Raw genomic sequence first — 14,572 nt, forward strand, 5'->3', positions numbered from 1 at the left:
CGAATTGTTTGAGTATCGCCAAGTCCTTGTCCGTATGCGGCAGGGCGACTCCGACCGTGACATCGCGCGCGGCGGACTGATGGGACGCAAGAAGCTCACGAGCGTACGCCGCGAAGCTCAGACGCGGGGTTGGCTCGATCCCACGCAACCGTTGCCGGACGATACGGTTATTGCAGGGGTCTTCGGCCGCACGCCGCATCTGCCGAGTACCTGTGTGTCGACGGTGGAGCCGTTTCGCGAGCAGATTCGCGGCTGGCTTGCTGCCGGTGTTCAGGGCACCACGATTCATGCTGCACTGCGCCGCAATCACGGCTACACCGGCAGCTACTCTGCAGTCCGCCGTATGGTCGGGCATCTTGCCGCCGAGCGTGGCGTGGCCGCCACGACGATCCTTGAGTTCGCGCCTGCCGACGCGGTGCAGGTCGACTTCGGCGCCGGTCCTGTGCTGAGCGTCGAGAGCATGGAGGTTCGAACATGGATCTTCGTGATGACGTTGTGCTGGTCGCGTCACCAGTACGCCGAGATCGTGCTGGACCAGACCGTCGAGACGTGGCTGGCCTGCCACCGGCGCGCCTTCGAATGGTTCGGCGGCCGGCCCAGCCGGATCATCATCGACAACGCGAAGTGCGCGATCATCCGAGCATGCCGGTACGATCCGGCTGTACAACGCTCCTACGCGGCGCTTGCCGAAGCCTACGGCTTCAAGATCGACGCCTGTCCGCCACGCGATCCCCAGAAGAAAGGCGTCGTCGAGTCGGGCGTCAAATACGTCAAGAAGTCCTTCGTGCCACTGCGCGAGTTCCGGGATCTGGCCGATGCGAATCGGCAGCTTCGCGAGTGGGTCCTGCAGGAGGCCGGCACACGCACACACGGCACGACCCACGAGCAACCGCTCGCGCGCTTCGGCGTCGAGCGCCCGTTGCTCGCCGCGTTGCCGGACGTGGCGCCGGTGATCTCCGTCTGGAAGGAAGTCAGCGTCCACCGCGACGGCCACGTCGTTTACCGCAACGCGCTGTACTCGGCGCCGTATGCACTGGTCGGCAAGCCCCTCTGGCTGAAGGCGACCGACACGGTCATCCAGTTGTACCACCAGCATCAGCTCGTCGCGACCCACCCGCGGCAACGGGCCGGTGGTCGCCACACGGTCCGGGACCATCAGCCGCCCGAGGCGCAGGCCTGGCTCGAGCACGATCCGCAGTGGTGCCTGGCGCGCGCGAAGGAAATCGGACCATCGTGCCACGGCGTGATCCTTGCGTTGTTCAACGACATGGTGCTCGTCAATCTGCGCGGCGCGCAGGGACTCATCCGGCTGCGCGAGCAGGTCGGTGACGCCCGGCTGGAAGCGGCCTGCGAACGCGCGCTCGCCTTCAGCAGCCCGAAATACCGCACCGTCAAAGGCATCCTTGATAAGGGTCTGGACGCTCAGGCCACCACGCGTCCTGCCGCGACGCCGGGCGGCACCTACCAGGACGGCGGCCGCTTCGGCCGTGACCTCCAATCCCTTCTGATCCACTGAATCCATGAATCCAAGCCCCGAACTGAATTCCATCCTCAAGCAGCTTCGTCTGTCCGGCATCCTCGACTCGCTCGAACAGCGCAACCGCGAGGCCATCGACGGGAAACTTGCCTACACCGAGTTCCTCGCGATGCTGCTGCACGACGAGGTTGCCCGTCGCGAGAACCGCAAGCTCGCCATCCGCCTCTCGCGTGCCGGCTTCGCCATCGGCAAGACGCTCGAGTCCTTCGACTTCGACTTGCTGCCCGCGCTGAACCGTGCCTACGTCTACGATCTCGCGGCCGGCCGCTACCTCGACGAGAAGGTCGCGATCCTGATCGCCGGGCAAACGGGCACGGGCAAGAGTCATCTAGCGCAAGCGCTGGGACATTGCGCGGCCCGACAGGGGCGCGACGTGCTGTTCATCTCGCAGACCGAGCTGTTCAAGCGGCTGAACGCCGCGCGCGCGACCGGTACCTACGAACGCCGGTTCCAGCAGTTCGCCAAGGTACCGCTGCTGATCGTTGACGACTTCGCGCTTAAACCTCTGCATACCCCGCAGGATGAGGATTTCCACGATCTCGTGGATGCCCGCTACGAGCGCGCGGCGACGATCCTCACGTCGAATCTGCACTTCGATGAATGGGGCGCCGCGTTCCCCGACAACCGCATCCTCGGCACGGCAACTCTGGATCGGTTACGCCACGGCGCCTACCGGCTCGTGCTTGAAGGTGACAGCCGACGCGCACCGAAACCCATGCCTGATCCGCCCCAAAATACAGTTGCCAAAAACGGCAAAAAACCGCAACCTTGAAACCGTTCGAACCCGCACTTTACCCCCAGTTCTACTGGCGCCATTACGCCGATCATCCCCGGCTCCTTTACGCCGATCCGTGACACCGCGCGCGGCTGCGGATTGGCATGAACTCGACAAGGCAATCGACCGTGCCCTCGAAGCGCTGCGGGCTGATCACCCGATTCAAGGCAATTGCACGGCAGCGTTGAGCGACCTGCTGAAAACGTTCGACAAGCTTGAGGGCAGGAATTCCTGAGTTGTATTGACGCACATCAACGGCCGCGGGATCGACGCTGGATAACCTCCAAGCGTCCACTCGCACAAGCCGACTATTCAGTGCTTCGGTAGCGCGGAAGGCGGTTTCCGCCGTTGTCCGTGTATCGAGCCGTTCGATTACAGCGACATGCCATTGTCCGCAAGCTCGTCATCCTCGGTCGCGGGTACTCAGGACGCGTCACCCGCGGCCGAATCCACGACGACCGCCATCCCGACGGGCCTGTCGACCGCCGAAGCGCAGCAGCGTAGGGTCAGATTCGGACCCAATGTCGTTGGCGAAACGCTGCCCTCCTTCAGACGACTCCTGCTGACCAAGTTGTGGGCGCCAGTGCCATGGCTGCTGGAAGGCGCAATTGCCCTGCAAATCTTGCTCGGTGCTTATATCGAGGCAGCAATCATCGGCTTGCTCCTTGCGTTCAATATCGCGTTGTCTCTTGCGCAAGAGCAACGCGCCTCCGCCGCACTATCGATTCTGCGGAAGCGGCTCGAACCGACGGCCCGAGTGTGCCGAGACGGGAAATGGCACCGGATTCCGGCCGCCGAACTCGTGCCCGACGATGCGATCGAACTCCCGATCGGTTCGGTCTCCCCTGCGGACGTGCGCGTGACGAGCGGATCCGTCGCCGCCGATCAGTCGATGCTGACAGGAGAATCCGCGCTTGTGGACATTTCGGTCGGCGCAACGATTTATGCCGGTGCAATCGTGAAGCGCGGTCACGCATTCGGCGTTGTCGTGGCCACCGGCACACGCACATATTTCGGCAAGACCGTCGAACTGGTGCGCATCGCGCGTGCACCGAGCGCCGAACAGCACACAGTGCTGGCAACAGTCCGTAACCTGGGCGCAATTAACGGAGTCGTCGCACTGGCTGCGCTAGGCTACGCCCTCCACCTCGGCTTCGCCACAGCGGAATTGCTTCGCCTCGCGCTGACGATGCTGCTCGCATCGGTGCCCGTGGCACTACCGGCGACGTTCACGCTTTCCGCCGCGCTCAGTGCGCTTACGCTCAGTCGACGGGGCGCGCTGCTGACCAGCCTGTCAGCTGTCCACGAAGCAGCAGCCATGGACGTACTTTGCTCCGACAAGACCGGTACGCTGACGCAAAACACGGCGGAAATCGCCGAGATCGTGCCGATGCCCGGCTTCACGACTGAGCAGATCCTGCACCTCGCGGCGCTGACCTGCGAGCCGACAGGCGACGAGCCGCTCGATGCTGCGATCCTTCGAGCGGCAGCTTTGAGAGACAACATCGGCGTCGAGGATCACATGACTCGTCGCGAACCATTCGATCCGGACACGAAGATGTCGCAGGCCTGCTTCCACGCTTCCGACGGTGGACAGATGCGTGTCGCGAAGGGAGCATTGCAGGCCATCGAGAGAATCGCGAATGTCGAGCCGGACGTGCGCCGGAAAGCGGATGACCTGGCGAGCCGGGGGAACCGAATCATCGCAGTTGCGGTGGAAGCCGCTGCCACGCAAGCCGTCCTGGCCGGTCTGATCGCCCTCAGCGATCCACCTCGCGAGGATGCAGCAAGCCTGATCGCGTCGCTTCGCGATCTGGGGGTACGAACGGTCATGGTAACGGGCGACTCGGCCGCGACGGCGACCGCTATTGCGCGAGACGTCGGACTGCGCCCGGAGCCCGGTCCGCACGATGATGGATTCAACGGGGCCGCGCTATCGGGTTTCGATGTGTTCGCGCGTGTGATGCCTGAAGACAAATATCACCTCGTACAGGCATTTCAGGTGAGCGGTCACGTCGTCGGCATGTGCGGCGACGGCGTCAACGATGCGCCTGCCCTGCGTCAGGCGCAAGTCGGCATTGCAGTGGCGAGCGCCAGTGATGCAGCAAAGGCAGCCGCTGCGATCGTGCTTACCGAGCCAGGGATATCCGGGGTCGTTGCAGCCATCATTGAGGGCCGAAAGGCATTCCGCCGGTTGCTCACCTATACCTTGAACATGCTCGTGAAGAAAATCGAGGTCGTGCTGCTGATGGCATATGGACTCATCGCGCTACACCAACCGGTGATCACACCGACGATCATGATCATCCTGCTCGTCACCAACGATTTCTTGACTATGTCGCTGACCACCGACCACGTCGAGCCGCGACGCGAGCCTCAGAACTGGAACATGAAGCAGATCGTCTTTACTGCGGCGTTCTTCGGCGGATGCAAGCTTGTGTTTTCGGCAGGGGTCGTCGCAGTCGGTGCATTCGGTGGCCAATTGCCGCCGCACGCCGTACAGACATTGGCCTTTCTTGCCATCGCGTTCGGCAACCAATCGATGATCTATGTGCTCCGGGCGCAGAACCATCTATGGGATTCGAAACCGAGTCGCTGGCTGGTCTTCTCGTCGGTTGTCGATACCGCGATTGTCTGCGGTCTCGTGCTTTCAGGCGTGCTCGTGACCGCGCTTCCCCTTCCGTGGGTGCTCGGCGTCGGCATCGCTGCCGCAGGCTTCGCGCTTTTCCTCGATCAAGTCAGGAGTCTCGCCAGGCGAGTGCCTGGACTCGGGCACCGTATCGCTCGCTGAGTCTCATATCAAGAGTTCAGTGTTCGCTCTACCCTTTCCGTGCAGCTTAAGGATAACTTAAGTATGGCATGGCAACGTGCATATGCCGCGCCCGTTCGATACCGTGCGGCTCTTGTTTCGTTCGTCCACGCAGAGTGACGGTAAACGCAGCAAGCAACAATCAATGCTTGAAATGCGTTGCTTGTCGTTCGCCGCGCTCGTTCGACCCGGTGCGAGTCCGGGTCTCTTTTTTGTTCCGGCACCTTTCCCGCTGCGATAGGCCGGCGCGAAACGCCCACCTGGGCCCGCGCACCGCACATTCGCATTGCACTTTCGAACCGCCTCATCAACGTCATCGTTAACATTATCTTCAGTTCGGAAGGCGCATGCTGTTCCTACGGCATCGCACATCGTGTGACTGCCCTTCCCAACTCACTGGAGATCACGGCCATGAAACTCGCCATTCGAACCGTCATGCTGGCACTTGCGGTGGTTCCTGCACTTGCGTTCGCGGGACAAGGTCTTACGCGAGCGGAAGTTCGTGCACAACTCGTTCAGATCGAGCACGCCGGATACAACCCGGCCCGCAAAGACATTCACTATCCGCAATCCATCCAGCAGGCAGAAGCGCGGCTGAACTCGTCCCAGTCGGCTGCCCAGGCCGACACAACAGGTTACGGCTCCGCACAATCCGCAGGTAGCAACTCGGGGCATGCCCTCACGACACACGCTGCGTCGCGCTCGATCTATCTTCATCACTGACGGGCTGTCCACGGCGTTGTTTGTCGTCCGGCCGGCGAACCATCGCCGGCCGGACGATACCGTTCGACACCGTCTGCATGCGTGGCGAATCTTCATCGCCACCTGCTCGTCAGCGTCAACGAAACAACGGCAAACTATGAATATACGCGTGTAATCCGTACGAACGCGTTGCTCGACGAAAGGAAGCGTCACTTGGTGTTCGACGCGAGCCTTTGGTTCGAGCAGCTTTCGCACTTTCCGAAGTACTGACGGCAGTCATCGCCTACTTCGTCCAGAAGCAGCTTCTGCTGACGTATGTCGCCTAGGTCACGCGAAGCGAGTTCGCTGAAGATCCGCGTGACCGCGTCGCGAACTTTCTGCTCCATGCCATCCAGCATTTGTCGGTAGGCACGCAGAGATTCGCGGCGCTCTATCTGCCCCCATACGGCATCGTCATGCTGTGGCTCATCATCGCCTTGCTACGGCACCGTCTGTGGTATTACCCCACATCGATAGGGATTTTTGGCGTGTTCATCGCCTACCAGCTTTACCGCTTCTCATTTTTCCATGCTGGTTCACTGCTTCTCATCACGATGCTCGACGTTGCAATCATCGGCCTGACATTGCATGAGTATCGGTTCCTGAGAAAGGAGACAAACGCGCCCCGCGTTCCGCCAAGACAATCAGGGCGCACGGAGACGGGTGAGTCGGGCAACCCGGCCGACATGCGTCTTCGGTAGCCGAGATCGCCAGCACCCAATTGCAGAGAGATGTCTTATGGCGATCTGCGGTGGTTGTCTGATGCGCGATCCGGTATCGGCAACAGGATCGTGACGATCAGCCCGCATTGGCGAGACGGGTCGGCAAATTCGAGGTCCAGCTCGGCCCCAATCTTGCAGGCGATGGTTCTTACAATGGACAACCCAAGCCCGGATCCGATTTGGCCACTCCCCAATGCGCGATAAAACGGGTCGAAGACTCGATCGCGTTCGGCGAGCGGGATACCCGGACCGGTGTCCCGGATCTGAATCACCGCACGCTCGTTGTGCTCCCCTATCGATAGATCGATCCGCCCTCCCTCTGGCGTGTAGCGGACGGCGTTGTCGACGAGATTCTTGACCAGGGCGGTCATGTCCAGCTCGGTCGCCGATACGTGGCAGTCGTGGTTTCCCTCCACGCCAATGTCGATGTTCTTCGTTTCGGCCAGCGGCAGGATGTCCTCAAGCACGTTCCGAAATACGTGTTGAACGGAAACCGAAGAGACCGCCGCCCCATTATCGGGTGACTGTGCCCTGGCCAGCGCCAGCAGCTGGTCGAGCAGGCGTCGGCCGCGCTCGATGCCGCGTCGCAGGACGGCAAGCCGATCCCGCGCCGTGACGGACATCTCGACTTCCGCTAATCGCTCTGCCTGCAACGACAATGCGGTCAACGGCGACCGCAGCTCATGCGCAGCATCGGCTATGAAACGCCGCTGAGTGTCGACCGACTGCGCAACGCGACCGAGCAAGCGGTTCATCGCCACGACGAACGGTCTAACTTCAGCCGGGATATCCCGTACCTCGATGGGGTGAAGCTCCCGCTCGTCGCGCTGATCGATCCTGGCCGCCAACTGGGTGACCGGCAGAAACATCTTGCGGACCAGATCGGCGACGATCACGAGGAGCAGCGGTATGAGCACCAGAAACGGCATCACGGTCCGTAGGGCCCCGTCCCGCGCGATCTCGTCACGAAACGCTGACTCCTGTGCGACCGCAATCTTGGTTCCCGATACGGTGGAGCGGACGAGTATGCGGAACGATTCGCCCGCGACATCCACCGTATGCATGCCATCGGCCAACGTCGGGGGAAGTTGTAACGGCCCACCAGCGTCTACACCGACCGAAGAACCGATTCCGTCACCCAGCCGTTGAACGATCACGCGCGACTCTTCGTCGCCGTCCTTGTTCAGACCGTCCATCACCGATTGCGTCGGCGAAAGCGCGCGACGATCCATTAGATGAGCCACTTGTCGCAGCACGTCGTCCTGCAGTTCATGCGCTTCGTCGAGTGCCGAGACGAACGAGAATGCACCCGCCAAGGCTGCGATGGCAAGAATCACTACCGACAACGTAAAGGACAGCTTGAACTGAATCGATGTATTCAGGCGTTCTTTGAAACCATCCATCCCACCCCCCTGACATTTCTGATGATCTCGCCACCGAGCTTGCGCCGAAGCGAATGAATCAGATACTCGACGGCGTTGCTTTCGACCTCCTCGCCCCATCCATAAATGCGATCCTCCAGATCGTTGCGCGACAGGATGGCCCCCGGACGCGTGAGCAATGCGCGCAACAACGCGAATTCACGGTTGGTCAGCTGGAGCGGCGGGCCGCCATGAACCGACGCTTCGCGCGTTGCAGGATCGAGCGACACGGCACCGTTGCCCAGTGTCGGTGCCGCCCCGCCGTTTTTGCGTCGAAGCACGGCACGCAAACGTGCCAGCAACTCCGCCATCTCGAATGGCTTCAGGACGTAATCGTCGGCCCCGCCGTCCAGCCCTCGCAGCCTGTCGTCGAGTGCATCGCGGGCGGTGACGACCACGACCGGGACAGTATTTCCCGTCGCGCGGATGCTGGTCAGTACGTCGAACCCGTCCTTGCCCGGCAAGCCCAGATCGAGCACCACCAGATCGTAGTGCTGGTTCTCCAACGCCGTGGATGCCGACGTGCCTGTCTTCGCCCAGTCGACCGCGTATGACGCATCTTTCAATGCGTCCTGAACCGCCTCGCCGATCATTGCGTCGTCCTCGATCAAAAGCACCCGCATTCGTTTCCCCTTGGTCGTAAGCCGATCGGGTACGCTGACCGCCTGGCTCGCCGTCGGTCTCCGACGTCGCCAGCATCGGAAGCCGGTTCAATGGTCCGACAGTCGTGGCGACCCGGATCCCGCAACCAGCACACGCAACAGAACCGGCAGCACCAACAAAACCAACGGTAGCTGTACGATCAGCCCCGATATGATTGCTACCGCCAGCGGTTGCTGCATCGCCGAACCCTGACCGAGCGCGAACGCAAGCGGCAGCAATGCCAGGATCGCGGCGATCGTCGTCATTGCGATCGGCCGCAACCGGTTGCGGCCGGCGGCGAGCAGCGCGACATCGGGCGCCATTCCCTCATCGCGCACGAGCGCCTGGAACTCGGAAACATAGAAGATCGCGACTTCGGTCACGATACCGACGATCATCGTCATCCCCATCATCGCCGAGATGTTCAGCTCGATGCCTGTTACCCACAGACCGATGAAAACCGCGCCGGTCGCGCACAGCGGCATGGCCATCACGGCGAGCGCGACGCGGAACCGCTCGTAGAGGAACAGCAGCAGGCCGAAAACCAGCGCCACGGCGGCACCAAACACGGCAAGCAGTCCGCGGAATGCAATCTGTTGTTGCTGATACAGCCCGCCGAGCTCGTAATACACGCCGGGCGGCAACAGATTCGCCTCGCCGAGCGCACGTTGCACGTCCGCGATCGTCGAGCCCAGGTCGCGTCCGTCGATTCGCGCCGTGACGGCTACCATTCGCTTCAGGTTGTCGCGGCTGATCTCCGGTTGACCGCTGACGGTGATGAGATCAGTCACCCGGTCGAGCGGGAACAGGTGCCCGTCAGGCGCGCGGATCTGCAGTTTTCCGAGCCCCGTGCCATTCGTGCGCATCGCATTCGCGACCCACACGCGCACCCCGACCGTCTTGGGTCCCTGCTGGAATTGCGTGGCGACGTTACCCTCGAGCAGATCCGACACTTGCTGCGCGATCGCCTGCGTATCCATACCTTCCGCCGCTGCCGCATCGGGCCGGATGTGAAGGTCGAGTGCATCGCCTGCCGGATTGATGCCGTCGTCGACGTCGACGATGCCTTGAATTTTTCCGATCCGCGCCGCGACCCGCCTTGCTGTCGAATCCAGCACATGAGGATCATCCGAATAGATCTTGATCTGTACCGGCTGCGGCACCGCGGTCAGGTCACCGATCAGGTCCTCCATCAGTTGAGCGAGTTCGATACTCACGCCCGGAACGTTCGTTTCGATTTTCGACCGGATCTCCTCCATCACCGTGTCGATCGGCTCGCGGGACCCCGACTTCAGGCGCACGAAGAAGTCGCCCCTGTTGGGTTCGTTGAGGTCGCCGCCGAGGCCCGCGCCGGTGCGCCGCGAATACGTCGCGACGTTCGGGTTCTCGCGAATGATCGTCTCGATCTCACGCATCAGACGATCCGTTTCGGTGATGGATGTCCCGGGCGCCGTGTGATAGTCGAGCACGAACCCGCCCTCGTCCATCGACGGCATGAACCCGCTGCCGACACGCGTAAACGCCAGCGCGGCCACGATCAGCAGCGGCACCACACCTGCCAGCGCAAGCAACGGCCTGCCGCTCACTCGTTCGATCAGGGCCGCATAGCGGGTGTTCATCCAGTGCGACAGACGCGACTCGCGATGCTCCTCCGCATCGGCGGGCGTCAGCCAGTGATCGCACAGGATCGGGATGGCAAGCCAGCTCACGACAAACGAAATGAACAGCGCGCTCGCCATGGTGATCGACAGCGCCTTGAAAAACGCGCCCGTCACGCCCGACAGGAACGCGAGAGGGACAAAGATGATCAGCGTCGCGGCCGACGATCCCGCAAGCGGACGCGTGAATTCAAGGGCCGCGCTCATCACGCGGCCGTGGAACGCATGGGCGCCGGCCTCGCGCATGCGCCTCGCGATGTGCTCGATCATCACGATCGCATCGTCGATCACGAGTCCGACCGCCGCGGCCATCCCGCCGAGCGTCATGATGTTGAAACCCATTCCGAACACATCGAGCAGCAGGATGGTCGCGCTCATCACGACCGGCACCAGTGCAACGGCAATCGCGGTGATTTTCCAGTTGCGCAGGAACACGAAAAGCGTGAATGCAGCCAAGACCACGCCGATCAGAATCGCGTCGCGCACGCTCGACGCCGATGCAATCACGAGTTGACTCTGGTCATACCAGTTTGCCAGGTGCACGCCAGGCGGCATCTGCTTCTCGAAAGCGGCCAACTTCGCGCGGATCGCCTTGGCCATCGCGACGCTATTCGCGCCCGGCTGCTGGAATACATTGACCAGGACTGCGTCCTGCCCGTCCGCCGTGACGCGTATCCATTGCGGAACCGTGCCGCGCGACACGGTCGCGATGTCGCCGACGCGTACCTGATTGCCGCCCGCAGACGACACGACTGCGTTGCGAAGCGTATCGAGCGACGTAATCGTGGTATCCGCGACGACCAGGTACAGCTTGTAGTGGTCCTCGATCCGTCCGGTCGCCATCAGCACGTTGCCCGCACCGATCGCCTTTGATACGTCCTCGACCGACAGCTTGTACGCCGCGAGCCGGGCGGGATCGATGGCGACTTGCAACTCGTCCTGCGCCCCCCCGGTCACTTCGACGCGCGCGACGCCGTCGACTGACGACAGCAGCGGGCGCAACTGGAACTGCGCGAGATCGCGAAGTTGCGCAAGCGATTGCTGCGACGACGTGAGGCTATAGGCAAGCACCGGGAACACGGTGGGATCCATCCGCCTCACCTGCATCTTCGTGCCGGGCGGCAACGACGGCAGGATTTCGGCAATTGCGGACTGCGCCTGCAGCGTCGCCTGCGCCATGTCGGTGCCCCAGTCGAAGTTAAGCGAGATCTCGGCCGATCCACGGCTGGTCTTCGACTCGACGTCGCGCACGTTGGGCACGCGCCGCAGCGCTTCTTCGACCGGCATCGTGACAAGCGTCGCCATCTGTTCGGCCGGCCGGTCACCCGCATCGAGCGAAACGACCGCGCGCGGAAACGACACGTTCGGAAACAACGAGATGGGTAACCGAAAGGCCGTCAGCGCGCCGGCGACTGCAAGGAGCGCCACGACAAACAGCAGCGATCGTCGATGCATCTGCATCCATTGCCCGAAATTCATTGGCGCGCGCCTCCGGCCATTCGCACAGCCATCCCGTTCTGCAACTCGTAGTTGCCGGTGACAACCAGCGGTTCCGCCGCGTCAAGCGGTCCGTCGACGCCATAGCGATTGCCGCTTTCCACGCGCACCACGACGTCGACGCGCTGCGCAGTGTGCTTCGGCGTCACCTGGAACACGTAGGCCCCCTTCCTGTCGCTCAGAACTGCGGCGCGCGGCACCACCCACCAGGTTCCGGTCTGCGTCGCAATATCGGCGCTCACACGTGTACCCGGGATAAACGCGGTACCGCCAAGCGGTATGTTGGCACCGACGTTCACGAGCTGGCTTTGCGGATCGATTGCCGCGCCCGCCACGACGACTCGCCCCGCAGGATGAGCGTGCTCAAGCGCGGTCGACAGCCCATTCAGCACGACGGAATCTCCCGCGTGAATCGACGCCGCGGCCGACGGGTCGACACCGAGCGTCACGTTCGCTTGCCAACTCGACGCATTCGCGACCGCCGCGATCTGCGCGATCGTTGCACCGGCCTGGATCTGATCGCCCGGGAGTGCGGTCAACTGCGACACGACGCCTGCAAACGGCGCGGCGATCGTCACGTTTCCGGCATGCACCCCCATTTGATGCTGGGCTGCCAGTCCCTGCTGTGCGTCATTCAGCGCCTTCCGCGCTGCGGCAAGCTGCGATTGCGTTGCAAGACCGGCGTCGAACAGCGAGCGCGTACGCTCGAGTTCGCCATGCGCGAGGGTCAGCGCGCTGGTGGCCTGCGATGCTGCCAGTACCGCAGCGGGGTCGGCTTCTACCACGACGAGCGCCGCGCCGCGGGCTACCGTCTGGCCGGGCAGCACAAGCACCTTTCGAATGCGCGCGGCATAAGGCAGGTTGATCGAAGTGACGCTCGACGACGATGCCGCGACGATGCCGTATGCTCGAACCTGCTGAGAAATCGGTTCTCGGTGTACTGCTACGGTATTGACCGATGCGGTCACAGGTTCGTCGGCCCGCACGGGCCCCGCACACGGCGCGAGCACGGCAAGCGCGACGGACACGGTGGCTATACGGCGGGAGAGGGGAAAATCGGGAGCGGGTGACATGAGATCAACGCTGAGTGGAGTCGGTGGAGAATGCGTCCGGGATCGCACTGCCGAGTAGCGCTTGCAGCCCGATACGCTGTTCGGCAAGCGCATCGCGTTGGGTTTCCGCATCAATCTGCCTCGTCAGCGCGGCCAGCTGCGCATCGACGTACTGCCCCATCGCGATATCGTGTGCCGCGAACGCGTTCCGTGCGCGCCCGGCTGCTTGCACGAGCGCCGGCAGTGCTGCCTCGTCCTGCGCGAGTTGCGCGCTCGCGAGGCACGAATCGTTGCGCAGGTGCGCAATGTCCGCGTACGCAGCATTCAGCCGGACCCGATATTCGTCGCCGAGACGCTGACGAGTCGCCTGTTCGATCGCGATATTGCCGCGGTTGCGGTTGAAGATCGGCAGGCTCAACGCGATCTGGAAGCCGGTCGTATAGATGCCGGACGTGTCACGTGCACGATCGAATCCGACCGTCAGGCTCGGAAACTGGTTGAGGATCGCGGCGCGGTATTTCTGCTCCTGCGCTTCGTAGCCTGCCTGCAGCGCAATCAAGTCGGGGCGTCGCTTAGGCAACGCTGCCAATGCGGCTTCGAGCGACGCGCTCGCCAGCGGTTTCGTCCTGCTCGAACCGACGAGCTTCAGCTCGACGTCGGGTGCAATCCCCAGCAACAGGTTGAAGTCATGATGCGTCTGCGCGCGGGCACGAACCATGTCGTCATATTGCTTGCGCGCGTCGCTGTATGTCGTCAATGCGACACTCACGACGTCATCGGTCGTGTTCCCGGCCTGCCGGGCATGCTCGAGCCGGGTGTAGCGCGTCCGGTCGAGATCGAGCGCCTGCTTCAGCAGCGGCAGTACGGCGTCTTCATAACGCGTCTTTGTATAAAGTTGCTTGGCTTGAGCGACGATTTGCCATTCCTGCCACAGCAGTCCAAGGTCCGTCTTTCGCACAGTCGCGTCGGCGGACCTCTGGTTAGCACTTCGCGAGATGATCGCCATCACGTCCATGCTCAGTCCGTAGTTGAACGCGCGCTCAAGGCCTGCGGCACCCGGAAAGTCGCTCGAAACCGATATCTGTGGATCTGGTAGGAGACCTGCAGAAAAGGCCTGTGCCTGCGCAATGCCGAGGTCGTCGCGCGCAAGCTTCAGATCCGGGTTGTTTGCGACGGCCAGCATCGCAACGTCCTCGATGTCGAAGCCTGCGGACGGATCGAAACGATGTGCCGCTAGTTCGGGTAACGGCATCTTCCGGGGATCGATCTCGAAGCGATCGAGGTCGTGCTGAGACAGCGCGGTCGATGCTCGAGAAAGCGGCTTTGCGTGATAGGTCGTGCAACCGGTGATGAAGCCGCACAACGCAACGCATAACGATGCCGACTTCCAACGGCTAGACAGAGTGTAATCAACCATTGTTGACGCCAAGGTAGTAAGACTAGAAAGCGAAATGCAATCGATAGTGCCGCGTCGCCCTGTACATGAAAATTTTCTCGTTTCCTACCTTAAGTGCGTGTTAACGATGCTCCGGCCGAGCAACGAATCCAGTGCATCGCATCAATGCGTCGACGATGCACGGCGCAGTCTCGGTCGCGCGTGTCGTGGTCGTCACGATCGGCACTGTCGACGGTGGATGCAAGGATGGTTCCCTTGTTCGCGTCGACGCGAACGTCGTATGCCTTGCCGTCACCGGCCACCTCGACGTCGTACACCCAGC

General features: G+C 62.3%; 11 protein-coding genes. 5 read left to right on the forward strand and 6 right to left on the reverse strand.

What is annotated here, in order from left to right; translation table 11 throughout:
- Positions 1–4 precede the first annotated feature (4 nt).
- The 5 genes from istA (at position 5) to AC1VVG_RS35360 (ending at position 6,563) form a co-directional block, all read left to right on the forward strand.
- Positions 5–1,516: an IS21 family transposase gene (gene istA / locus AC1VVG_RS35340; protein ID WP_482837717.1), complete on the forward strand. Its 1,512-nt coding sequence runs from the start codon at positions 5–7 to the stop codon at positions 1,514–1,516.
- 4 nt (positions 1,517–1,520) lie between these two features.
- On the forward strand, positions 1,521–2,309 hold the full coding sequence (gene istB / locus AC1VVG_RS35345) for an IS21-like element helper ATPase IstB (protein WP_440022064.1): 789 nt from the start codon (positions 1,521–1,523) through the stop codon (positions 2,307–2,309).
- A gap of 385 nt (positions 2,310–2,694) precedes the next feature.
- On the forward strand, positions 2,695–5,103 hold the full coding sequence (locus AC1VVG_RS35350; protein WP_482837669.1) for an HAD-IC family P-type ATPase: 2,409 nt from the start codon (positions 2,695–2,697) through the stop codon (positions 5,101–5,103).
- A 429-nt stretch (positions 5,104–5,532) separates the two neighbouring features.
- A complete protein-coding gene (locus tag AC1VVG_RS35355; protein WP_482837670.1) occupies positions 5,533–5,844 on the forward strand; it encodes a DUF4148 domain-containing protein in 312 nt (103 codons plus the stop codon).
- Positions 5,845–6,212: 368 nt separating this feature from the next.
- Complete coding sequence (locus tag AC1VVG_RS35360) at positions 6,213–6,563, forward strand: DUF2127 domain-containing protein (protein ID WP_230948602.1); 351 nt, start codon at positions 6,213–6,215, stop codon at positions 6,561–6,563.
- Positions 6,564–6,598: 35 nt separating this feature from the next.
- On the opposite strand, the gene AC1VVG_RS35365 is transcribed toward AC1VVG_RS35360, so the two are convergent.
- The 6 genes from AC1VVG_RS35365 to AC1VVG_RS35390 all read right to left on the reverse strand — a co-directional run bounded on the left by AC1VVG_RS35365 (position 6,599) and on the right by AC1VVG_RS35390 (position 14,567).
- Positions 6,599–7,987: an ATP-binding protein gene (locus AC1VVG_RS35365; protein WP_059710538.1), complete on the reverse strand. Its 1,389-nt coding sequence runs from the start codon at positions 7,985–7,987 to the stop codon at positions 6,599–6,601.
- Positions 7,963–8,628, reverse strand: coding sequence for a response regulator (locus tag AC1VVG_RS35370; RefSeq protein ID WP_042972921.1), 666 nt, complete (start codon positions 8,626–8,628; stop codon positions 7,963–7,965). The genes AC1VVG_RS35365 and AC1VVG_RS35370 overlap by 25 nt, the downstream gene beginning before the upstream one ends.
- An 87-nt stretch (positions 8,629–8,715) precedes the next feature.
- Entirely contained in the window at positions 8,716–11,784 is a 3,069-nt protein-coding gene (locus tag AC1VVG_RS35375; RefSeq protein WP_059710537.1) for an efflux RND transporter permease subunit, read from the reverse strand.
- Positions 11,781–12,830, reverse strand: a complete 1,050-nt coding sequence (locus AC1VVG_RS35380; RefSeq protein WP_226158669.1) for an efflux RND transporter periplasmic adaptor subunit — start codon at positions 12,828–12,830, stop codon at positions 11,781–11,783. The genes AC1VVG_RS35375 and AC1VVG_RS35380 overlap by 4 nt, the downstream gene beginning before the upstream one ends.
- A 49-nt stretch (positions 12,831–12,879) precedes the next feature.
- Positions 12,880–14,271, reverse strand: coding sequence for a TolC family protein (locus AC1VVG_RS35385; protein ID WP_060150562.1), 1,392 nt, complete (start codon positions 14,269–14,271; stop codon positions 12,880–12,882).
- A gap of 89 nt (positions 14,272–14,360) precedes the next feature.
- Positions 14,361–14,567 carry a PepSY domain-containing protein gene (locus AC1VVG_RS35390; protein WP_226168454.1) on the reverse strand — a complete coding sequence of 69 codons (207 nt, stop codon included), beginning with the start codon at positions 14,565–14,567 and terminating at the stop codon, positions 14,361–14,363.
- Positions 14,568–14,572: the final 5 nt, after the last annotated feature.

The sequence above is a fragment of the Burkholderia sp. L-4 genome (assembly GCF_056856535.1).

What these genes read in the sequence shown, in the direction of transcription:
- istB (WP_440022064.1), top strand. Translation starts at nt 1,521, where the DNA reads ATGAATCCAAGCCCCGAACTGAATTCCATCCTCAAGCAGCTTCGTCTG.
- AC1VVG_RS35350 (WP_482837669.1), top strand. Translation starts at nt 2,695, where the DNA reads ATGCCATTGTCCGCAAGCTCGTCATCCTCGGTCGCGGGTACTCAGGAC.
- AC1VVG_RS35355 (WP_482837670.1), top strand. Translation starts at nt 5,533, where the DNA reads ATGAAACTCGCCATTCGAACCGTCATGCTGGCACTTGCGGTGGTTCCT.
- AC1VVG_RS35365 (WP_059710538.1), bottom strand. Translation starts at nt 7,987, where the DNA reads ATGGATGGTTTCAAAGAACGCCTGAATACATCGATTCAGTTCAAGCTG.
- AC1VVG_RS35370 (WP_042972921.1), bottom strand. Translation starts at nt 8,628, where the DNA reads ATGCGGGTGCTTTTGATCGAGGACGACGCAATGATCGGCGAGGCGGTT.
- AC1VVG_RS35375 (WP_059710537.1), bottom strand. Translation starts at nt 11,784, where the DNA reads ATGAATTTCGGGCAATGGATGCAGATGCATCGACGATCGCTGCTGTTT.
- AC1VVG_RS35385 (WP_060150562.1), bottom strand. Translation starts at nt 14,271, where the DNA reads ATGGTTGATTACACTCTGTCTAGCCGTTGGAAGTCGGCATCGTTATGC.